The organism is Pseudomonas sp. UBA6699, assembly GCF_002454615.1.
In the GTDB taxonomy this organism is placed as follows: domain Bacteria; phylum Pseudomonadota; class Gammaproteobacteria; order Pseudomonadales; family Pseudomonadaceae; genus Aquipseudomonas; species Aquipseudomonas juntendi.
Map to the genome: position 1 here is coordinate 1 of NZ_DKJF01000128.1, position 21,828 is coordinate 21,828.

Consider the following 21,828-nt stretch of genomic DNA (forward strand, 5'->3'; position numbering starts at 1 on the left):
CTGGCACAGGGGTTACTGGCCCGAAACAAACGTAGGAGCGAGCGCAGCTCGCGATGCGCCGCGCGGGCGGCGCTCAATCTCACAGGCACTGAAGATGCAACGGCTACCCTTGCCAGGAACCATAGAATCTCCCACAGGGAGCGCATCAGGGCTGACCAAGGCTGAAGCCTCACTGGCCAACCCCCGCCATCGACCGCTCGACAAAACGAATACTGTCCCGCCCACCCCGCTTGGACTGATACAACGCCACATCACCCTGCTCGATCAGTGCCGCCAGACTCGCCGGGGGCTGGTCGAACAGGTTGGCGCCAATACTGAGCGTCACCGCCTCCGGCGTCGGCGCCGTCTTGCCCGCATACAGCTGGAACTGTTCCCGCAAGATCCCACCCAGGTCCAACACCCGCTCATTGCTGGTGCCACTGAGCAATATGACAAACTCGTCCCCGCCCAAACGCGCCGCCAGCGAGCGCTCCGGCAGCACCGTACGGATCATCTCGCTCAGGGCGACCAGCAACCGATCCCCGGCAATATGCCCATGCAAGTCATTGACCAGCTTGAAATTGTCGATGTCGATCAGCAGCAATGCACCAGGCTGGGTTGGGCTGACGTCCTTGAAAAAAGGGGCTGCCCGCACTTCCAGGGCCCGCCGGTTGTACAGCGCGGTCAGCGGGTCGCGTGCCGCCAACCGGGCAATCCGCTCCTCGCGTCGGTAACGCACGGTGCCAGTCATCGACAAGGCAATCAGCATGATCGCCATCGCCCCCTCCACCAGCGAAACCTGAATGATCAGCCCGCCAAACGTGGCCAGGTCGATCAAGGTACCCGGTGCAATCGCAATGATTGCCTTGACCACGTAGAACACACCATGAAGCAACAGCACGTAGCGCAGCTGCACCGCGCCAACGCTCAACGACTTGCCATGCGGCCGCAACAGGAAGCTCGCCTTGAGGGTCAGCGCCGCTACCAGCAACGAGTTGACCATCAACATCACCTTCGACCACTGCGGCCCCACGGGCAACAGCAGCAGGGCGAACCAGACCAGCACGATGACCAGCCAGGCCCGTGACAAACGCTCCTGGGTAAAGCGCAGCACACCCCACAAGAAGAACCCATGGGCCACCACCAGCAAGCCATTGGCGAACCAGATGCCGATGAACAGCAAACCGATCCCGCGCAACAAGGCCAGCACGCAACCGACCGTGATGGTGGCGAAGCCTGCGCTCCAGAACAGTAGCGAGGACTCGCGAACACTGCGCCACTCAATTGCCAAATACAGGGCAGCCGCTGCTGCCAGGGCAACCGAAATGGTCAGCATCGTCGGTGGATCTAGCGCCATATACGCTTTGGCCTATCTGGTTAATAAGGAAAAGGGCGCGATTGTATGCGCTCGTGATGACTTTTCAGAGGGGCCCTGGTCGGGAGCCCGTAAATCATAGCTCAACCACAGGAACGCCTGCGGCAGCACCGATATCATATTGATATCATCGCCGGCTGAATAGCTGACCTGACGATCAGTCAGCTTCCCTTCATGAGGCCCTCGGTCAGGCCCAGGCAGCCATTTCCTTGCGCCAGTTCGTCACAACACCCGCTTGATCAACGGTTCCAGGCGGCTGTAGCGCAACCGCCGCAGGAACCGGCGCACTTCCTTGGGGTGTTCGGCCTTCACCCCCAGGGCCTCCAGCGAATCGATCGGCGGCGCGAAATGGCGCAACCCGTCGAGCTCCGCTTCACGCGGCGCCAACCATTGCCCATGCGGGTCGTCGATCAGCAAGCCGTTCTCCAGGTCCAGGTTGAACCCCCGCGGGTTCAGGTTGTTGCCGGTCAGCAGCGAATAACGCTGATCGACCCACACCCCCTTGGCATGAAACGTATGCCCCGGGTCGTTCCAGATGCGCACTTGTAGCTGCCCGCTGGCTATCGCCGCCTGGCGGCGCCGAACGAAGGCGCGCAAGGTGTCCTCGTACAGGTAAGGCAACGCGCCACTGGCGCTGAACGGTTCGCCTGGGGGGATATAGAAGTCGTTCGCTGTGCGGTCGCCGACAATCAACTCAACCCGCACCCCACGCGCCAACGCCTGGTCAAGCTCGCGCATCACGACACGTGGCGGGTTGAAATACGGCGTACTGATGATGATCTGCGCCTGCGCCGCCGCCAGTAATGCGCACACAGCCCGGTTCAACCGGTTGCCTCGCCCCACGCCCAGCAGCGGTATGACCCGCAGGCCCTGCCCTGGCTCAGGGGCCGGGGCCTGATAGGCCATGCGCCGCAACCGCGCGCGCAAGCGCCGGATGTCACCGCGCAGGCTGCGGGTAGAAGGTGGCGCCGGCAGATCGAGACGCGGCGTGGCGGCCGGATGCAGCAGGCGCTGCACCAAGTCGGCCATGGCATCCGCCAGTGCTGGTGACTGGAACAGGTGATAGCGGTCCAGGCGGTAGCGATCGAAACGGTGCAGGTACACGTTGTTCAGGCTGGCACCGGTATAGATCACACAGTCGTCGATGATGCTGCCCTTGAGGTGCAACACCCCAAACAGCTCGCGGGTCTGCACCGGCACCCCATGGATGGCGATCTCCAGCCCGTGCAACTGGCGCTGGGCCTGGTACCAGGCCGCATTGCCCGGTTGACGCCCGGCCCCCAGCAGCCCGCGGCGGGCGCGGAACCAGTCGACCACAACGGTGATTTGCAGGCCTGGGCGGGCGGCCTTGGCCTGGTACAAGGCGTCCAGTACTTCCTGGCCTGCCTCGTCTTCCTGCAGGTACAGGGCCACGATGACAATGCGCCGGGTGGCCATGCCGATACGCTCGAGCAGGCAGGCACGGTAGGCCTTGGCATCGGGCAGCACCTGAATCGACTCAGGTGCGATAGCGTAGCCTGGCAGGCTTGCCAGCAAGGTTTCGGGGTTCACTGACAATCACCTTCTCTATGCGATCACTGTCGGCCCTGCCAACGGGCAGAGCCATTCCTGGCCGCTGCGCCCTGGGTGTAAGATCGACCCGGCAACGACCTATAACAACAAGCACCACGCGAGGCCCTGTTTTTCACTGCCCCTGATAAACCACGGCTCAGCTTGCACAGGTACAGCGCAATGGTCCACCCCGTTTCTGCAAACCCGCCGCTTTCAAGTGTAAAGCGTTGTTCGGTCAAGACCTTCGGCTTTCTGATTTTGCCCAATTTCACCACGATCGGCCTGGCATCGGCCGTCGAAACCCTGCGCATGGCCAACCTGGCCGCACATCAAACCTTGTTTCGCAGTGTGTTGATTGCGGCGGATGAGGCACCGGTGGTGGCCAGCAACGGCATGCGCGTACTGCCCGACTACAGCATCGCCAACGCCCCTGCCCTGGACACGCTGCTGGTGGTAGGCGCCAACCCGATCGACCGAGGCCGCGGCAACCGCCCGCTGATCGAATGGCTGCGCCACCTGGCACGGCAACACCTGCCCCTGGGCGGTATCTGCACCGGCAGTTACCTGCTGGCCAAGGCCGAGCTGCTCACCGGCTACCGCTGTACCATCCACTGGGAAGACCTGCCAACCCTGCAAGCGCATTTTCCCGGCATTGTCATCTCCAGCCAGCTGTTCGAGCTGGACCGCGACCGTTATACCTGCTCGGGCGGGGTGGCGGCGATGGACATGATGCTGCAACTGGTAGCCCGCGAGCCCGGTGGCCAGGCTATCGCCGCCAAGGCCGCCGAACTGCTGCTGTGTGATCGCGTGCGTGGCGAGCGCGACCGCCAACGGGTGCCGTTGCGCACCCTGCTCGGCAGTGCCCAGCCCAAACTCAGCCAGGTGGTGGCGATCATGGAGGCCAACCTCGAGGAACCACTGACCCTCGAAGAGCTGGCCAGCCTCAACGAGGTGACCGTGCGCCAGCTCGAAAGGCTGTTCCACAAATACCTGCAACGCACCCCCAGCCAGTACTACCTGGAACTGCGCCTGTCACACGCACGGGAGCTGCTGCTGCGCAGCGATGTGCAGGTGCGCGAAGTGGCGCTGGCGTGCGGGTTCAGTTCGCCAGCGCATTTCTCCAAGAGCTACAGCCGGTTCTTCGGCTTGTCACCACTGGGCGAGCGGCGGCAGGCCTCGTTGCACTGACCGGGGTCATGGGCTAGGTCAGGTTCGCACCCTTTGCGCGATGTGGGGGCCAGGTGATTCAATCTTCCAGCGCAGCGTGGGCTGTTTCCCGGCACATCAGCATGGCCACCAGCGCCACCAGTGCCGCTGCCAGCAAGTAACCCGCCGGCGCCAGTTTGCTGCCGGTCACCTGGATCAGCCAAGTGGCAATGAACGGTGCAGTGCCGCCAAACAGCGCATTGGCCGCATTGAAGCTCAAAGCAAAACCGCTGAAGCGCACCCGCGTGGGAAACAGCTCTGCCAGCAAGCACGGCAAAGTCCCGTCGTTCATCGCCAGCATCGCACCGAACATGATTTGTATCGCCAGGATCACCAGCAGCGGTTGCCCGTCCAGCAGGCTGAACAGCGGCACCGTCAGGCCCAGGAACAACAGCGATGCCACCACCAGCATGGTTTTGCGTCCAAACAGGTCAGACAGCCGCCCCATCAGGAAAACCAGGCCGATATAGGTGGCCAGCGACACCGTCGACGCAATGAATGAATCCCGCTCGCTCATGCCCATTTCAGTGGACAGATAGGTCGGCATGTAGCTGAGCAGCAAATAGAACGCAACCGCGTTCAGGCAGGTAACCCCCATGCCGATAGCCAGGCTGCGGCGATGCTGGCCGAGCAGTTCGCGCAAGGGCGCCGGAGCCATGCCGGCCTTGTTTTCCAGGCGCTGCTCCATTTCCAGGAACTTGGGCGTGTCCTGCAAGCTGATGCGGATATAGCGCCCCACCAGGCCAAATGGCGCCGCCAGCAGGAACGGCAGGCGCCAGCCCCAGGTGTGCAAGGCTTCACTGCTGAGCCCTTCATGCAACAGCGCGACGAACGCTGCCCCGAACAACAGGCCCGCCGCGGTACTGGCCGGCACAATGCTGGTATACAAGCCACGCCGGCCCGGCGGCGCGTACTCGGCCAGGAACGCTGCTGCACCAGCATACTCACCCGAAGCGGAAAACCCCTGCACCAGGCGAATCAACAACAGCAGCGCCGGCGCCCATAGACCGATCTGGGCGTAACCGGGTAGCAAGCCGATGCAGAAGGTGGACAGCGACATGATCAGGATCGACCACGACAGCGCCGTGCGCCGGCCATACCGGTCGCCGAAATGGCCCCAGACGATGCCGCCCAATGGGCGTACCAGAAACGACAGGGCGAACACTGCAAAGGTTGCCAACAGGCTGGTGGCCTTGTCGGCCTGCGGGAAGAAGGTGGCGGCGATGATGGTGGCCAGGTAGCCATAGGCTGCGTAGTCGAACCATTCGACGAAGTTGCCCATGAAGCTGGCCCGGGCAGCCCTGCGCAGGGCTTGGCGTTCGGCGCTGTGCGAAACGCCAGCGACGGCGGATGGGTCAAGGGTGGTGCTGGACATGACGGGTACCCCTATGGTTGTTCTAATTGGAGGCAGGGTCTGGTGGTCATACGGGATATTGTTGTTGTGTGTAGTGGCTTTGGCGCCGACACACCGGCGCCCACAGGGCGCTGGGGTGCGGGCGCCAAAGCCGGCATCAGTCTTATTTGCGAATGATGTTGTGCTCCGGCCCATACGGGAACCGGGTGATGTTTTCGGCACCGCTGTCGTTGACGATCAAGATGTCATGCTCGCGATAGCCACCGGCCCCAGGCCGGCCTTCGGGCAGCATGATCATCGGCTCGATCGACACCACCATCCCCGGCTCCAGCACTGTGTCGATGTCTTCACGCAGTTCAAGCCCGGCCTCGCGGCCGTAGTAATGGCTCAAGGTGCCGAATGAGTGGCCATAGCCGAAGGTGCGGTATTGCAGCAGGTCATGGCGCAGGAAAATGTCATTCAGTTCACGGGCAATGTCGCTGCAGCGCATGCCTGGGCGCACCAGTTTCAGTCCGGCTTCGTGCACCTCGACGTTGGCCTGCCATAGCCGCAGGTGCGCCTCCGGGCAGTGGTCGAGGAACAGCGTACGCTCCAGTGCGGTGTAGTAACCGGCGATCATCGGGAAGCAGTTGAGGCTCAGGATCTCCCCCTTGCCGACCCGGCGGCTGGTGACCGGGTTGTGTGCACCGTCGGTATTGAGCCCGGACTGGAACCAGGTCCAGGTGTCCATCAGTTCGGCATCCGGGAAGCGTCGGGCAATCTCGCGCACCATCGCCTGGGTCGCGTGCAGCGCCACCTCGTACTCTGGCACCTGGTCGCGCAGTGCCTCGACCACCGCAGCCCCGCCGATATCGGCTACCTGCGCACCGTGGCGGATCAGCGCCTGTTCCTCGGCCGACTTGATCATGCGCATGCGCATGCAGGGCGCGCCGATATCCACCAGTTCCGCTTTCGGATAGCAGGCCGCGAACTTGGCGTGGTTCTGCAGGTTGAGGTGGTCGTACTCCACCCCGATGCGCGAGGCCAGGGGCAACGCCTGCTGGATCGCGACGAAGTAATTGTCACGTTGCCAGTCGGTGTAGACGATGTTGTCGGTACCGACCGTACGCCGCCACGGTTGCCCGCCATCGATATTGGCGCTGACCGAGACGACCTTGTCCTGGGTAACGACCAGCGCATAGGGGCGGCCGAACGAGCAATAGAGGAAGTCGCTGTAGTAGTTGACGTTGTGGTACGAGGTGAAAATGGCCGCTTCGATGTCGTGTTCCGCCATGTACGCCCGCAGCCGGGCGTGGCGGGCGGCATATTCCTGGGCAGAAAAGGTCGGCTGCACCTTGTTGCCGTTGCGGATTTTCAGGGTCTTGGGCATTTGCATGGTCGGGTTTCCTTGTCGTTGTGAGCACGCTGTTCAGGCCGGCCGCCTGAGAAGCATTGCAACAGAACCGACAAGGGCACTTTTGTATCTATCCGACCTGGAGTTGGCGGGATCGCCAATGGCAACGGGGGCTGCCCGGCAGCCCCCGCAGGTTCCTCACTTCAGGTCAAAACGGTCCAGTTCCATGACCTTCTCCCAGGCGGCAACGAAATCGCGCGCGAACTTGGCGCCGCCATCACTGCTGCCGTACACCTCGCTCAACGCCCGCAATTGCGCATGCGACCCAAACACCAGGTCGACGCGGCTTGCGCTCCATTTCACCTGCCCGCTCTTGCGGTCGCGGCCTTCGAACGCTTCGTTGTCTGCCGAAGTCGGCTTCCACTCCACGCCCATGTCCAGCAGGTTGCGGAAGAAATCGTTGCTCAGGGTACCGACCTTGTCGGTGAACACGCCCTGTTGGCTCCCCGCATGGTTGGCACCCAACACGCGCAGCCCGCCGATCAGCACGGTCATTTCCGGCGCGGTCAAGGTCAACAGCTGCGCCTTGTCCAGCAACAACTTCTCGGCTTTGACGCTGTAGCGGCCCTTGCTGAAATTTCGGAAACCATCCGCCAGCGGCTCCAGCACGGCGAACGATTCCACGTCGGTCTGTGCCTGCGTAGCATCGGCACGGCCCGGGCGAAACGCCACGCTCAGGTCATGACCGGCGTCCTTGGCGGCCTTCTCCACGGCAGCGGCACCGGCCAGCACGATCAAGTCGGCCAGGGAAATGTGCTTGCCGCTGGCAGCGAACTCGGCCTGGATGTGCTCAAGCGCGGCAACGACCTTGCCGGTGCCCTGGTTGGCCACCCAGTCTTTTTGCGGTGCCAGGCGCAAGCGACCACCGTTGGCACCGCCGCGCTTGTCAGAGCCCCGGAAGGTCGATGCTGCAGCCCAGGCCGTGGCCACCAGCTCGCCCACGCTCAGGCCCGTGGCCAGCACCTTGGCCTTGAGCGCGGCAATGTCCTGCTCGCCCACCAGCGGGTGGTCGACTGGCGGGATCGGGTCTTGCCACAGCAGCTCTTCATTGGGCATTTCCGGGCCCAGGTAGCGCGCCAGCGGGCCCATGTCGCGGTGGATCAGCTTGTACCAGGCGCGGGCGAAAGCATCTGCCAGTTGCTCAGGGTTGTCCTTGAAGCGCTTGGCGATAGGCCCATAGACCGGGTCGAAACGCAGCGCCAGGTCAGACGTGAGCATCGACGGCGCGTGGCGTTTGGCCGGGTCGTGGGCATCCGGTACGGTACCCGCGCCTTTGCCCTCCTTCGGTGTCCACTGGTGGGCACCTGCGGGGCTTTTGGTCAGCTCCCACTCGAAGTCGAACAGGTTGTTCAGGTACTCGTTGCTCCACTTCGTCGGCGTCGAAGTCCAGGTCACTTCAAGGCCGCTGGTGATGGTGTCGCCGCCCTTGCCGGTACCCAACCTGTTGGCCCAGCCCAGGCCCTGCAGTTCCAGCCCAGCGGCTTCCGGCTCGGGGCCGACATTGTCGGCCGGGCCGGCACCGTGGGTCTTGCCGAAGGCATGGCCGCCGGCGATCAGCGCCACCGTTTCTTCATCGTTCATGGCCATGCGGCCAAAGGTTTCACGGATGTCCCTGCCCGAGGCGACCGGGTCGGGGTTGCCCTCCGGCCCTTCCGGGTTCACGTAGATCAGGCCCATCTGCACAGCGGCCAGCGGGTTTTCGAGGTTACGCTCGCCACCGAGGTCTCGGCTTTGTTCCTGCGGGTGCTTGGCGGGCTCTGCCACCAGATCCCCTTGCCCTGGCGGCTGGGCCTTGACCTGCTCCTTGCCATAGCGGGTATCGCCACCCAGCCAGACCTTTTCCGAGCCCCAGTAGACATCTTCGTCCGGCTCCCACACATCGGCGCGGCCGCCAGAGAAGCCGAAGGTCTTGAAGCCCATCGACTCCAGCGCCACGTTGCCCGTGAGCACGATCAGGTCGGCCCAGGAAATCTTGTTGCCATACTTTTGCTTGATCGGCCACAGCAGGCGCCGTGCCTTGTCCAGGCTGACGTTGTCTGGCCAGCTGTTGAGCGGTGCGAAGCGTTGCTGGCCAGAGCCTGCGCCACCGCGGCCATCGGCAATGCGGTAGGTGCCGGCGCTGTGCCAGGCCATGCGGATGAACAGCGGGCCGTAGTGGCCAAAATCGGCCGGCCACCAGTCCTGCGAATCGGTCATCAACGCCGTCAGGTCTTGCTTCAGGGCCTGGAAGTCCAGGCTTTTGAAGGCCTTGGCGTAGTCGAAGTCCGGCTCCATCGGGTCAGACTTCGACGAGTGCTGGTGCAGGATTCTGAGGTTGAGCTGGTCAGGCCACCAGTCACGGTTGGTGGTGCCGCCACCTGCGGTTTGATGGAACGGGCATTTCGATTCGTTCGACATCTGCGGGTACCTTTAGGTCGATTATCCAGATTTCCGGTCTGTGCCAGATGTTCGCTCAGCCGAGCAGGCGCGCGTGCCATGCCTGATCAGGTGTAAACGGGGGCTTGCGAAGCTGTCACAACAGGTGGGTGCGGTCTTGCACGGGGGTGCTGCCCCCACCGGTGCGCGGAATTCGCGGGGCCAGGGGAAAGACTAGCTGAGCCTGGGCGCAGGTCTAATAGAGCGGCTGTTTGGCCGCGATAGGTTGGCTCTTTCAGCGCCGCAGCTTCAGCCACCAGGCCGCCGGCACATCCATACAAGGCACGACGCGGCGGCCCATGCTTCAATACAGCGCAAACCCTTTAGCTCCGGAACCCAAGCCTCATGAACCGCAACGACCTGCGCCGCGTCGACATGAACCTGCTGGTGCTGTTCGAAGCCTTGATGATCGAACGCAACCTCACCCGCGTTGGTGAAAAGCTGTTCATCACCCAGTCCACCGTCAGCGCCGCCCTCGCCCGCCTGCGCGAACTGTTCGACGACCCCCTGCTGATCCGCAGCGGGCGCGCCATGGAGCCCACGCCACGGGCGATGCAGATCTTCGCGGAGCTGGGCCCGGCCATGGATGTGATTTCCGCGGCCATCAGCCGCGCCCGCGAGTTCGACCCGGCCAGCAGTTGCAACGTCTTCCGCCTGGGGCTGTCGGACGATGCCGAGTTCGGTCTGTTTCCGGCCTTGCTGCAAGCCCTGCGTGAAGAAGCGCCGGACATCAGCGTGGTGGTCCGGCGGGCCAACTTTCTGTTGATGCCGGGCTTGCTGGCCAGCGGGGAGATCTCGGTGGGAGTGAGCTACACCACCGACCTGCCGGCAACCGCCAAGCGCCGCAAGCTGCGCGATATCGGCGTGCGGGTGCTGCGCGCCGACGATCGGCCGGGGCCGCTGACACTCGACGAATACTGTGCCCGGCCGCATGTGATGGTGTCGTTTTCCGGTGACATGAGCGGCAACATCGACCTCGACCTGGCGCGGATCGGTCGATCCCGCAAAGTGGTGCTGGCCGTGCCGCAGTTCGGCAGCCTGCGCGCCCTGCTGCGCAACACCGAACTGATCGCCACGGTACCTGACTACGCTGCCTGTGCACTGGTCGAGGACAGTTGTCTGCGCGCCGACCCTGCACCGTTCGAGATCACCGAGGCCGAGCTGTCGATGGTCTGGAGTGGCGCCCAGGACAACGACCCGGCCGAGCGCTGGCTGCGCGAGCGCATCATGCAGTTCATGGCCAGCCAGCCTTGACGATGGCCAGGCTTACTTGCCCCGCTGCATCCACGCCGCCCCCAGGCCGCTGAGGCAGATCACCGCGATACCCACCAGGCTCAAGGTATCCGGTACCTGGCTGTACACCACCAAGCCAAGCAAGCCGGCGAACACGATCTGGCAATAGCTGAACGGTGCCAGCAACGCGGGTGCCGCATGGCGGAATGCCTGGGTCAGCAACAGGTGCGCGGTCATGCCGAAACCGCCCAGCGCCAACATCAGCAAGGCATGGTCCCAGCGCGGCACTTCCCAGAAGAACGGCACCAGCGCACTCATCGCCAGCGTATTGCACAGCCCCGCATAGAAGTTGCTGGTGGTGGGGCTGTCATGCGCGGCCAGAATACGCGTCAGCAACTGATAGAAGCAGAAGCCCAACGCCGAGCCGAACGGGAACAGAATCGCCGGGGTGAACATGGCCCCACCCGGGTGCACCACCACCAGCACGCCGATGAAACCCAGCACCACCGCCACCCACTGCGCCACGGTAACCCGCTCTTTGAGCAATGGCGCCGACAGTGCGGTGACCAGCACCGGGGCCAGGAAGTTGACCGCCGTTGCCTCGGCCAGTGGCAGGTACTGCAAGCCCGTGGTGAACAGCAGGCTGGTGCTCAGCAGGCTCAAGGCACGCAGGGTCTGCAACAGCGGGCGGCGGGTACGCAGCACGTTCAGGCCGGCCTTGGGCAGGAAAATGCCGGCCATCAGCAGGGTATGCACCACATAGCGCGCCCATACCACCATCACGATCGGGTACAGGCCGCCGAGGAATTTGGACAAGGCATCGTGGCTGGCGAACAGGAACGTCGCAACCACCACCAGGGCGATGCCACGCAAGGGTTTGTTGACGCCGGACAACGGTGTACTGGAACTCATGGCTCTCTCGATGACGACGCCGCCATAGGCCGCGCCAGGGGGATGACCGCGCAGGCGGAGCCTGGCGGATGCAACAGCAGGGATTCTAGAAGAGATGCCGCAACATAAGGAAGTTCATTTGCCCCAGGCCGGGGCCGAACGCATTTTCCGTTCGCTGATCGACCACTTTGCGCGCCGCGCGCATGGCCCGTGCCGCAGTGATCATCGACCATGGAGCCTCACCCGGCACACTGTACAAGGAATTGACATGCAAAGGCTTACAACCCGTAACGGCCTGAAACTGCCTGCCCTGGGCCTGGGCACCTGGCCAATGACCGGCAGCGCGTGCACCCAGGCCGTGCGCCAGGCATTGGAGTTAGGCTACCGGCACATCGACACGGCCACCGCCTACGAGAACGAAGGCGCCGTCGGCCAGGCCCTGCGCGACAGCGACGTTCCGCGCGAGCAGGTCCACCTGACCACCAAAGTCTGGTGGGACCGGCTGCAACCCAAGGCCATGCGCACGTCGCTGGAAGCCAGCCTGCGGGCACTGGGTACCGAGCAGGTGGACCTGTTCCATATTCACTGGCCCGGCCAGCATGCAGACCTGGCCCGCAGTATCGAGACCTTGGTGGCCCTGCGTGAAGAAGGCAAGGCACGCCACATTGGTGTGGCCAACTTCCCCTTGGGCTTGCTACGCGAGGTCGTGGAACAGCACGGGGCGCCGTTGTCGGCGATCCAGGTGGAGTACCACGTGCTGCTCGGCCAGCAGCCGCTGCTCGATTACGCCCGTAGCCATGATCTGCTGCTCACCGCCTATACCCCGCTGGCCCGCGGCCAGGCGGCGGCGCACCCGGTGATCCAGGCGATTGCCGGCAAGCACGGCGTACTGCCCAGCCAGGTGGCGCTCAAATGGTTACTGGACCAGGACGGTGTGGCGGCGATCCCCAAGGCCAGCAGCCGCGAAAACCAGTTGGCCAACCTGGCGGCGCTGAACGTGCAACTGGATGACGAGGACCGCGCTGCGATTGCCGAACTACCGAAAGACCAGCGTGTGGTCAGCCCGCCCTTTGCCCCGGACTGGAATAGCTGACCGGGGGCCGCGCCGGTGGCGCTCAGTGCCAGGCGCCACTCACCAAGTGATTGAGCAATGCGGGCTGGTCTGGCAGGTCAATGGCCCGCACTGGGCGGTGCCGTCAATCCTGCTCGGCAAACGCCTGCCCGGCATCCCAACCACCGCCTAGCGCGGCCACCAGTTGCACACTGGCCACCAGGCGCCCTTGCAACAGGTTCAGCACACTGCGCTCGTTACTCAGCGCCGTGGCCTGCACATTGACGACGTCCAGGTAACCGATCAAGCCTGCGCGGTACTGGTTTTCGGTCAGGCGCAGCGACTCACGGGCGGCATCCAGCGCCTCCTGGCGCACCACGGCTTCATCACCGTACACCTTCAACTGCACCAGCAGGTTTTCCACTTCCTTGAAGCTGTCCAGCACGGTCTGCCGGTACTGCGCCACGGTCTGGTCATACACTGCCACGGTGCGGTCAACCTCGGCACTGCGCTTGCCGGCGTCGAACAGGGTCAGCGCCAGTTGCGGCCCCACCGACCAGTAGCGGTTGGGCAATTCGATCCAGTTGTTGAAACTGCTGCTGGAATACCCCCCATTCATGCTCAGGCTAAGGTCCGGGAAGTACGCCGCCCGCGCCACGCCGATATTGGCGTTGGCAGCCATTACATTGCGCTCGGCCGCAGCAATGTCTGGCCGACGCTCGAGCAATTGCGAAGGCAGTGACACCGGAATGCGCGGCAGCGCGGGGATAGCCTTGCTGTCGGCCAGGTTGAAGTCGGCCGGGGGTTTGCCCAGCAACACCGCAATGGCGTTCTCGAACTGCGCACGCTGCCAGATCAGGTCGATCAGGTCAGCCTGGGTGCTTTTCAGCTGGGTGCGCGCCTGGGCAACCGCATCGGGGCCGGCAACACCGGCGCGGTACTGGTTTTCATTCATCCGCAACGAACGCTGGTAAGCGGCCACGGTCGCCTCGAGCAAGCGCTTCTGCTCGTCGATCACCCGCAGTTGCAGGTAGTTCTGCACCAGTTCCGACTGCTGGCTCAAGCGGATCGAGGCGAGGTCGGCGAGGCTGGCTTGGGCACTGGCCTGGTTGGCACTCAGGGTTTCCCGCAACTTGCCCCACAGGTCGATTTCCCAGCTCACGCCCAACTGCGCATTGTAGGTGTCGCGTATGCCGCTGCTGTTGTTGGACAGGCTGGAGCTGGAGCTGCCAGTACCCTGCGCCGAGCGGTTCTTGCTGGCGCTCAGGTCAAGGCTGGGGAACAGCGACGCACGGCTGCTGCGCACCAGCGCCTGGGCCTGGCGGTACTGGGCTTCGGACTGCGCCACGGTCTGGTTGCTGCGGTTCAGTTCCTCGACCAGCGCATTGAGCCCGGCGTCGCCATAGATTTCCCACCAGGCGCCACGGGCGATGGCATCGGACGGTGTGGCCTGGGTCCAGCCCTCGGCGTGTTTGAACTGCGCCGCCGTGCTGTCCAGCGCCGGGCGCTGGTAGTCCGGGCTCAGGGTACAGGCATTGAGCATGGCCACGCACAACCCGGCGCTGAGCAGGCGCGAGCCACGCCCGCGGGTCAACGCCTGCAGGCCACGGTGCAGTGGGGAGTGGGCAAATGTCATAGCGGGGTTTCCATGGCGGCGTCGGTGCGCACACCGCGCCAACGGTTGAAGCGGTGGCGCAGGCGGTCGAGGTACAGATAGACCACCGGCGTCGTGTAAAGGGTCAGGATCTGGCTGAACACCAGGCCACCGATGATGGTCAGGCCCAGCGGCTGGCGCATTTCGGCGCCTTCGGCCTGGCTTAGCAGCAGCGGCAAGGCACCGAGGATGGCCGCCAAGGTGGTCATCAGGATGGGCCGCAGGCGCAGCAGGCACGCGCGGCGAATCGACTCTTCCGGAGACAAGCCCTGATGACGCTCAAGCTGCAGGGCCAGGTCGATCATCAGGATGGCGTTCTTCTTCACCACACCAATCAGCAGGAACAACCCCAGCAGCGAAATCAGGCTGAACTCGCCACCGGTCAGGTACAGCGCCAGCAAGGCACCGACGCCGGCCGACGGCAACGTGGAGAGAATGGTCAGCGGGTGAATGTAGCTTTCATAAAGAATACCCAGCACCAGGTACACCAGCAGCAATGCACCCAGGATCATGAACGGCTGGCCCTGCTGGGTCTTGGCAAAGGCATCGGCGCTGCCGCCGAGCTTGGCGATCACCCCCTCCGGCAGGCCCAGGGTCGCAACTGCCCGCTCTACCGCGGCCAGGGCCTGGTCGGGGCTATAGCCTTCGGCAATGTCGAAGGCGATGTCTTCGGCAGCGAACTGGCCTTCGTGGCTGACCCTGTCGTTGGCCAGGGTATTTTCGTAGTGCGCGATGGTCGACAACGGCACCCGGGCACCGTCCGCGGTGATCACCTGCACTTGTTCGAGGGTGCTGGGGTCCCAGGCGTATTTCGGGTTGATTTCCAACACCACCTGGTACTGGTTGAGGCTGTCGTAGATGGTGGAAATCTGGCGCTGGCTGTAGGCGTTGTTCAGCACCGTGGTGACCATGTCCATGTCGATTCCCAGCCGCTTGGCCTGGTCGCGGTCCACCACCAGCGTCACCTGCTGGGTGCCACCCCCATCGCGGGCGTCGATGGCAGTCAGCTGCGGCAGCGCGCGCAGCGCAGCGACCACCTTCGGGAACCACTCGCGCAACGCCGCCAGGTCGCCGCTTTGCAGGGTGTACAGGTACTGCGACGAGGTCTGGTCACGCCCGCCACCCCCCAATTGCAAGTCCTGGTCGGCCATCAGGAACAGCCGCCCACCCGGCACCTTGGGCATCTCTTTGCGCAGGCGCTCGATCACTTTTTGCGCGTCCAGCTTGCGCTCGCTGATCGGCTTCAGGCGCACCAGTATCATGGCATTGTTGGTGCCGCTGTTGCCGCCGATGAAGCCGGCAACGCTCTGCACCGCAGGGTCGGCGAGCAAGGCGCGACGGTAGGTTTCCATCTTCGGCTGCATCACGCTGAACGACAGGCCATCGTCACCGCGGATAAAGCCCATCAGTTGGCCGGTGTCCTGCTGGGGCATCAGCGTCTTGGGCACCACCACGTACAACGCGATATTCAGGCCAATGGTTGCCAGCAGGCTGAACAGGGTCAGGCGCTTATGGCGCAGGGCCCAACCCAGGCTGCGGTCATAGGCGTCGACCATGCGCAGGTGGAGCTTGTCGCTCCAGCGTTGCAGGCGGGTCTGCTCGGCGTTGTGCGGCCTGAGCCAGCGCGCGCAGAGCATCGGCGTAAGGGTCAACGACACCACCAGCGACACGATGATGGCCGCCGCCAAAGTGATGGAAAATTCCTGGAACAGGTTGCGCACGATGCCGCCCATGAACAGGATGGAAACGAACACCGCCACCAGCGAGACGTTCATCGACAGCAAGGTGAAGCCGACTTCCTTGGCACCCAGGAAGGCCGCCTTCATGGGTGGCTGGCCGTCTTCGATGTGCCGGGAAATGTTCTCCAGCACCACGATGGCATCGTCCACCACCAGGCCGGTGGCAAGGATCAGCGCCATCAATGACAGGTTGTTGAGCGAAAAACCACACAGGTACATGACAGCGAAAGTCCCCACCAGCGATACCGGCACCGCCAGGCTGGGGATCAGCGAGGCGCGCAGGCTGCCGAGGAACAGGTAGACCACCAGGATCACCAGCACCACCGCGATCAGCAGGGTGTGCTCGGCCTCCTTGAGGCTGGCATTGATGACCGGCGACCGGTCCATGGCCACGTTCAGTTGCACGCTGGCGGGCAGCAGCGACTGCAGGGCCGGCAGCTGCGCCTTGATCTGCCCGACTGTCTCGATGATGTTGGCGCCAGCCTGGCGGTTGACCACCAGCAGCACCGCCGACTGGTCGTTGAAGAAGCCACTGTTATAGCGGTTCTCGACCCCGTCGGTAATCGCAGCCACGTCGGACAGACGCAGGATGGTCCCGTTCTGCTGGCGAATGACGATGGGCTCGTAGTCCCTGGCCTTCTCCAACTGGTCGTTGGCGCGCACCTGCCAGTTGCGCTCGGCGTCTTCGACAAAGCCCATGGGCCGGCGCTGGTTGGCGTTGGCCACCGCGGTGCGCACTTCGTCCAGTGACAGACCGTACTGGTTGAGCAATTGCGGTTCGACGGCAATGCGCACCGCCGGCAACGAGCTGCCGCCGATCTGCACCTCCCCTACCCCGGACACCTGGGCCAGGCTCTGCGACAGAATGGTGTCGGCCAGGTCGTACAACTGGCCCTTCTGCAACACGTCCGAGGTCAGCGAAAGCACCATGACCGGCGCCTGCGACGGGTTGATCTTCTTGTAGGTAGGCATGCTGCGCATGCCGCTGGGCAGCAGGTTGCGGGTGGCATTGATGGCCGCCTGCACTTCACGCGCCGCACCGTCGATATCACGGCCTATCTCGAAACCGATGATCACCCGCGTCGAGCCCTGGTTGGAGCTGCTGGTCAGGGTGGTCACGCCAGCGATGCTGCCCAGCTTGCGCTCCAGTGGCGTGGCCACGGTAGAGGCCATGACCTCGGGGCTGGCACCGGCCAGGTTGGCCGACACCACGATCACCGGGAAGTCCATTTCCGGCAGTGGCGCAACCGGCAGCAGCTTGAAGCTGACCCCACCCAGCAGCATGATCGCCAGGCTCAGCAGCATCGTCGCCACCGGGCGACGAATGAACGGCCCCGACAGATTCATGCTTCGGCCTGCTTCGCGCTATCGGCCGGGCGCCAGCGGCGCGCCAGGCGGTCGAAGTACAGGTAGATGACCGGGGTGGTGAACAACGTCAGCACCTGGCTGACCAGCAAGCCACCGACCATCACCAGGCCCAGCGGCTGTCGCAGCTCGGCGCCGGAGCCTGTGGCCAGCATCAGTGGCACGGCCCCGAACAGCGCCGCCAGGGTGGTCATCAGGATCGGCCGGAAGCGCAACAGCGCCGCCTGGTAGATGGCGTCTCGGGGGCTCATGCCTTGATGGCGTTCGGCTTCGAGGGCGAAATCGATCATCATGATCGCGTTCTTCTTGACGATGCCGATCAGCAGGATGATGCCGATGATCGCGATCATGCCCAGGTCGTTGCCGCTGATGAGCAAGGCCAGCAAGGCGCCGACGGCCGCCGACGGCAGCGTCGAGAGGATGGTCACCGGGTGGATGTAGCTCTCGTACAGCACGCCCAGCACGATGTACATGGTGACCACCGCTGCCAGAATCAGCAGCAAGGTGCTCGACAGCGAGGCCTGGAAGGCCTCCGCCGCCCCCTGGAAGCGGGTTTGCACCCCCAGCGGCATGCCGATGTCCTTCTGGACCTGCTCGATCACCTGCACCGCTTCACCCAGCGACGCGCCATGGGCCAGGTTGAAAGACAGGGTCACGGCCGGGAACTGGCCAATGTGCGAGATCGCCAACTGGGCCTGGCGCTGCTCGATGCGCGCCAATGCCGACAGGCGTACCTGGCCGCCATCGGCAGCCTTGACGTGGACCGACTCCAGCGCCTGCGGGCCGATCACCGCGGCATCTTTGGCCTGCAGCACCACGCGGTACTGGCTGGCCTGGGTGTAGATGGTCGAGATCTGCCGCTGGCCAAACGCGTCGTACAAGGCGTTGGTGACCTGCGACACGGTGATGCCCAAACGGCTGGCCATGTCGCGGTCGATGACCAGGTACACCTGCAGGCCTTTGTCCTGCAGGTCACTGGCCACATCGGCCAGCTCAGGGCGCTGCTGCAGCGCCTGCACCAGTGTGCCGCTCCATTGCGCCAACAGGTCGGCATCAGGCGACGACAGGCTGAACTGGTACTGGGTGCGGCTGACGCGGTCTTCGATGCTCAGGTCCTGCACCGGTTGCATGAACAGGCGAATGCCCACCAGGCGGTCGACTTGCGGCTGCAGCCGGCTGATCACTTCGCTGGCCGTGACGTCGCGTTCGCCGTGGGGCTTGAGGTTGATCAGCAAGCGACCGCTGTTGAGCGTGGCGTTGTCACCATCGACACCAATATAGGACGACAGGCTTTGTACGGCCGGGTCCTGCAGGATCACCTTGCTCAAGGCCTGCTGGCGCTCGCTCATGGCGGCGAACGAAGTGGACTGCGGCGCTTCGGAGATGCCCTGGATGACCCCGGTGTCCTGCACCGGGAAGAAGCCCTTGGGCACCACCATGTAGAGGAACACCGTCAACCCCAGGCTTGCCACCGCCACCAGCAAGGTCAGCGGCTGGTGCCTGAGCACCCATTGCAGGGCGCTGCCGTAGTGCTTGATCAGCCAGTCGATCCACGCGCCACTGGCACGGTAGAACCGGCCCTGCTCTTCTTCCTTGGGTTCGCGTTTGAGCAGACGCGCGCACATCATTGGCGTCAGGGTCAGCGACACCACCAGGGAAATCAGGATGGCCACCGCCAGGGTGATGGCGAACTCGCGGAACAGGCGGCCGACCACGTCGGCCATGAACAGCAGCGGGATCAGTACCGCAATCAGCGAGAAGGTCAGCGATATCAGGGTGAAGCCAATTTGCCGGGCGCCCTTGAGCGCGGCCTGCATGGGCGTTTCGCCCTCTTCGATATGGCGGGAAATGTTCTCCAGCATGACGATGGCGTCGTCGACCACGAAGCCAGTGGCGATGGTCAGCGCCATCAGCGTGAGGTTGTTGACCGAGAAGCCGGCCAGGTACATCACGCCGAAGGTGCCGATCAGCGACAGCGGTACCGCGATGGACGGAATGAGGGTGGCGCTGGCCCGGCGCAGGAAGACGAACGTGACCATGACCACCAGCACGATGGCGATCAGCAGTTCGTGCTGGACATCCTTGACCGCGGCACGGATGGTCTGGGTACGATCGGTGAGCACCGACACATCCAGGCCCGCAGGCAGGTTGTCGGTGATCGACGGCAGCAGCGCCTTGATGCGGTCTACCACTTCGATCACGTTGGCACCCGGCTGGCGCTGGATGTTGAGCAGTACCGCATGGTTTTCGTTGGCCCAGGCTGCCAGGCGCTCGTTCTCGGCACCGTCGACGATTTCGGCCACGTCCTTCAGGCGCAGCGGCGCACCGTTGTTATAGGCCAGGATCAGGTTGGCGTATTCCTCGGGGGAGCGCAGCTGGTCGTTGGCGTCGAGCATCGACACGCGGGTGGGCCCGTCGAAGTTGCCCTTGGGCTGGTTGACGTTGGACGCGCCGATCAGCGTGCGGACATCTTCAAGGTTCAGGCCATTAGCCGCCAAGGCATCGACATTGACCTTGATCCGCACCGCCTGGCGCTGGCCCCCGGCGATGCTCACCATGCCCACGCCGCTGATCTGCGCAAGCTTCTGCGCCACCCGGGTATCGACCAGGTCGTTGAGCTTGGGCAGCGGCATGGTCTTGCTGGAAATGGCCAAGGTCAGCACCGGCGTGTCGGCCGGGTTGACCTTGTTGTACACCGGCGGCGCCGGCAGGTCGCTGGGCAGCAGGTTGCTGGCGGCGTTGATCGCGGCCTGTACCTGCTGCTCGGCAACGTCCATGTTCATGTCCAGGTTGAAACGCAGGGTGAGCACCGATGCGCCGCCGGAGCTGGTCGAGGCCATTTGCTCAAGCCCGGGCATCTGGCCGAACTGGCGCTCCAGCGGCGCGGTCACCGCGCTGGTCATGACCTCCGGGCTGGCGCCGGGGTACAGGGTCATGACGCGGATGGTCGGGTAGTCCACCTGCGGCAAGGCAGAAACCGGCAGCAGCTTGTAGGCGATCAGGCCGGCCAGCACGATGGCCAGCATGCTCAGCGTGGTGGCGACCGGCCGCAGGATGAACAGGCGCGAGAGGTTCATGCGCCCGCCTTGCCTGCTGCGGCACCAGGCTGCGCTTGCCCTGGCTGGCCCTCACCGGCATCTGCCGACCCTTTGGCATCCTGGCCCTGCAGTTTCTGGCCTGGGGTCGTCGGCACCTGCGAGCTGTTTTCGACCACCTCGACCTTGGTGCCCTCGCGCAGGCGGTCGGTACCTTCCAGTACCAGGCGGTCGCCGGCCTTCAGGCCATCGAGGATGACGCTGTGCTCGCCATCACTGGCACCGACCTTGAGCTTGCGTACATTGACCGTGCTCTGGTCGTTGACGACGTAGGCGAACGTGCCGTCGTTACCGAACTGAATGGCTGCCGCCGGGGCCATGACCACCTGCTTGAGGGTGTCGGCCAGGAGACGCACGTTGACGAACTGGTTGGGGAACAGGGCCAGGTCCTTGTTCTCGAAGCGGCCCTTGAATTTCAGGGTGCCGGTGGTGGTGTCGATCTGGTTGTCGATACTGGCCAGTACCCCCTTGGACTGCAGCTTGCTGTCACTGCGGTCCCAGGCCTCGACCGGCAGGCTGGCGCCGCTGCGGTAACGCTGCAGCACGGTGTCCAGTTCGGTTTCCGGCAAGGTGAAGGCAACGCTGATGGGCTCGGTCTGGGTGATGACCACCAGGGCATTGGTGTCGTTGGCCGCTACCAGGTTCCCCAGATCGAGTTGGCGCAGGCCCACCCGGCCGTTGATCGGGGCGCGGATCTGGGTGAACTCCAGGTTCAGCCGGGCATCGTTGACTTGCGCCTGGTTGGTCTTGACCAGGCCCTGAAACTGCGCCACCTGGGCCTCGGCCGTGTCGAGGGTCTGCTTGGCGATACTGTCTTCGGCGTACAAGCCTTTGTAGCGGGCCAGGTCGACCTGGGCGTTCTTTAACTGCGCCTGGTTCTGTGCCAGCGTGCCTTCGGCCTGCTGCAGCGCGATCCGGTAGGTGCGCGGGTCGATTTCGGCGAGCAGGTCGCCGGCCTTGACCTGCTGGCCTTCCTTGAAGTGGATTTTGACCAGCTCGCCTGCCACGCGGCTGCGTACGTTGACCGTGTTGGTCGCAGTCACTGTACCCAGCGCCTTGTAATACAGCGGGAAGTCACCCACGGTCACGGGTTCGACGCGCACAGGCACCGGGTCGGTTGAACCACCGAAGCCCGGGCGGCCGCCCATGCCCATGCCTTTGCCACCACGCCCGCCGCTGGCGTCCTTATGCCCAGGCGTTGCTGCAGGCCACAGCCACCAGGCCAGCGCAGCCACCAGCAGCAGGATCAGCAGGCCGAGCAGCCAGCGACGAGGGGAACGGGAATTGGACGCTTGCATGGGTTGAACGAACCTTGTTCGGAATGACGGCTTGGGGAGGGTGAACGATAAGCACTGGCATCGTTTTAGCAAAGCGCCTTTACCAGAGGTTTACCTTTGGCTGACGTTGCCAAGATGCGGAATTTTAAATGAAAACGGCCCGGAACGTGTTCCAGGCCGTTACAGGGTGTTGCTTGGAGCGCGCTGAGGGCTGTGGGGTTCCACAGACCGAGCGCCACCCGCGCGGCGC

The 21,828-nt window shown here is 64.0% G+C and carries 13 protein-coding genes; 3 read left to right on the forward strand and 10 right to left on the reverse strand.

Annotated features, from left to right (window positions below):
• Positions 1–169 precede the first annotated feature (169 nt).
• Positions 170–1,315, reverse strand: a complete 1,146-nt coding sequence (locus B3361_RS23385; RefSeq protein WP_054906297.1) for a GGDEF domain-containing protein — start codon at positions 1,313–1,315, stop codon at positions 170–172.
• Between the two features lie 261 nt (positions 1,316–1,576).
• Positions 1,577–2,905 (reverse strand): CDP-diacylglycerol--serine O-phosphatidyltransferase, encoded by a 1,329-nt coding sequence (pssA, locus tag B3361_RS23390; protein WP_054906298.1) that lies wholly within the window; start codon positions 2,903–2,905, stop codon positions 1,577–1,579.
• A 180-nt stretch (positions 2,906–3,085) separates the two neighbouring features.
• Between pssA and B3361_RS23395 the strand changes: the two genes are divergently transcribed.
• Positions 3,086–4,093: a GlxA family transcriptional regulator gene (locus tag B3361_RS23395; RefSeq protein ID WP_154211650.1), complete on the forward strand. Its 1,008-nt coding sequence runs from the start codon at positions 3,086–3,088 to the stop codon at positions 4,091–4,093.
• A gap of 58 nt (positions 4,094–4,151) precedes the next feature.
• Here the strand turns inward: B3361_RS23395 and B3361_RS23400 are convergent, their stop codons facing one another.
• The 3 genes from B3361_RS23400 to katG form a co-directional block, all read right to left on the reverse strand.
• On the reverse strand, positions 4,152–5,486 hold the full coding sequence (locus tag B3361_RS23400) for an MFS transporter (RefSeq protein ID WP_154211649.1): 1,335 nt from the start codon (positions 5,484–5,486) through the stop codon (positions 4,152–4,154).
• Positions 5,487–5,628: 142 nt separating this feature from the next.
• Complete coding sequence (locus B3361_RS23405; protein ID WP_029886918.1) at positions 5,629–6,840, reverse strand: M24 family metallopeptidase; 1,212 nt, start codon at positions 6,838–6,840, stop codon at positions 5,629–5,631.
• A 156-nt stretch (positions 6,841–6,996) separates the two neighbouring features.
• Positions 6,997–9,255, reverse strand: a complete 2,259-nt coding sequence (gene katG / locus B3361_RS23410; RefSeq protein ID WP_154211648.1) for a catalase/peroxidase HPI — start codon at positions 9,253–9,255, stop codon at positions 6,997–6,999.
• Positions 9,256–9,618: 363 nt separating this feature from the next.
• Here katG and B3361_RS23415 point away from each other — a divergent pair, with 363 nt between their 5' ends.
• On the forward strand, positions 9,619–10,527 hold the full coding sequence (locus tag B3361_RS23415) for a LysR family transcriptional regulator (RefSeq protein ID WP_009682409.1): 909 nt from the start codon (positions 9,619–9,621) through the stop codon (positions 10,525–10,527).
• A gap of 12 nt (positions 10,528–10,539) precedes the next feature.
• Here the strand turns inward: B3361_RS23415 and B3361_RS23420 are convergent, their stop codons facing one another.
• Positions 10,540–11,418: a DMT family transporter gene (locus tag B3361_RS23420; RefSeq protein WP_054905884.1), complete on the reverse strand. Its 879-nt coding sequence runs from the start codon at positions 11,416–11,418 to the stop codon at positions 10,540–10,542.
• Positions 11,419–11,665: 247 nt separating this feature from the next.
• Here B3361_RS23420 and B3361_RS23425 point away from each other — a divergent pair, with 247 nt between their 5' ends.
• The gene (locus B3361_RS23425; RefSeq protein ID WP_054905885.1) at positions 11,666–12,490 is read left to right on the forward strand and encodes an aldo/keto reductase; all 825 of its coding nucleotides are present in this window, start codon (positions 11,666–11,668) and stop codon (positions 12,488–12,490) included.
• A 103-nt stretch (positions 12,491–12,593) separates the two neighbouring features.
• Here B3361_RS23425 and B3361_RS23430 read toward each other — a convergent pair whose 3' ends face one another.
• The 4 genes from B3361_RS23430 to B3361_RS23445 are packed head-to-tail and all read right to left on the reverse strand — an operon-like array spanning position 12,594 to position 21,599.
• Positions 12,594–14,084, reverse strand: a complete 1,491-nt coding sequence (locus tag B3361_RS23430; protein WP_054905886.1) for an efflux transporter outer membrane subunit — start codon at positions 14,082–14,084, stop codon at positions 12,594–12,596.
• A complete protein-coding gene (locus B3361_RS23435; protein ID WP_154211647.1) occupies positions 14,081–17,188 on the reverse strand; it encodes an efflux RND transporter permease subunit in 3,108 nt (1,035 codons plus the stop codon). Before B3361_RS23435 ends, B3361_RS23430 begins: the two co-directional genes overlap by 4 nt.
• Positions 17,185–20,283, reverse strand: a complete 3,099-nt coding sequence (locus tag B3361_RS23440; RefSeq protein WP_054905888.1) for an MdtB/MuxB family multidrug efflux RND transporter permease subunit — start codon at positions 20,281–20,283, stop codon at positions 17,185–17,187. The genes B3361_RS23435 and B3361_RS23440 overlap by 4 nt, the downstream gene beginning before the upstream one ends.
• A complete protein-coding gene (locus B3361_RS23445) occupies positions 20,280–21,599 on the reverse strand; it encodes an MdtA/MuxA family multidrug efflux RND transporter periplasmic adaptor subunit (protein WP_054905889.1) in 1,320 nt (439 codons plus the stop codon). The genes B3361_RS23440 and B3361_RS23445 overlap by 4 nt, the downstream gene beginning before the upstream one ends.
• Between the last annotated feature and the right edge of the window lie 229 nt (positions 21,600–21,828).

Excerpts from the sequence above, each read along its gene's own strand:
- B3361_RS23385 (WP_054906297.1), bottom strand. The coding sequence starts at position 1,315 with ATGCTGACCATTTCGGTTGCCCTGGCAGCAGCGGCTGCCCTGTATTTG.
- B3361_RS23395 (WP_154211650.1), top strand. The coding sequence starts at position 3,086 with ATGGTCCACCCCGTTTCTGCAAACCCGCCGCTTTCAAGTGTAAAGCGT.
- B3361_RS23400 (WP_154211649.1), bottom strand. The coding sequence starts at position 5,486 with ATGTCCAGCACCACCCTTGACCCATCCGCCGTCGCTGGCGTTTCGCAC.
- B3361_RS23405 (WP_029886918.1), bottom strand. The coding sequence starts at position 6,840 with ATGCAAATGCCCAAGACCCTGAAAATCCGCAACGGCAACAAGGTGCAG.
- katG (WP_154211648.1), bottom strand. The coding sequence starts at position 9,255 with ATGTCGAACGAATCGAAATGCCCGTTCCATCAAACCGCAGGTGGCGGC.
- B3361_RS23415 (WP_009682409.1), top strand. The coding sequence starts at position 9,619 with ATGAACCGCAACGACCTGCGCCGCGTCGACATGAACCTGCTGGTGCTG.
- B3361_RS23420 (WP_054905884.1), bottom strand. The coding sequence starts at position 11,418 with ATGAGTTCCAGTACACCGTTGTCCGGCGTCAACAAACCCTTGCGTGGC.
- B3361_RS23425 (WP_054905885.1), top strand. The coding sequence starts at position 11,666 with ATGCAAAGGCTTACAACCCGTAACGGCCTGAAACTGCCTGCCCTGGGC.
- B3361_RS23430 (WP_054905886.1), bottom strand. The coding sequence starts at position 14,084 with ATGACATTTGCCCACTCCCCACTGCACCGTGGCCTGCAGGCGTTGACC.
- B3361_RS23435 (WP_154211647.1), bottom strand. The coding sequence starts at position 17,188 with ATGAATCTGTCGGGGCCGTTCATTCGTCGCCCGGTGGCGACGATGCTG.
- B3361_RS23440 (WP_054905888.1), bottom strand. The coding sequence starts at position 20,283 with ATGAACCTCTCGCGCCTGTTCATCCTGCGGCCGGTCGCCACCACGCTG.
- B3361_RS23445 (WP_054905889.1), bottom strand. The coding sequence starts at position 21,599 with ATGCAAGCGTCCAATTCCCGTTCCCCTCGTCGCTGGCTGCTCGGCCTG.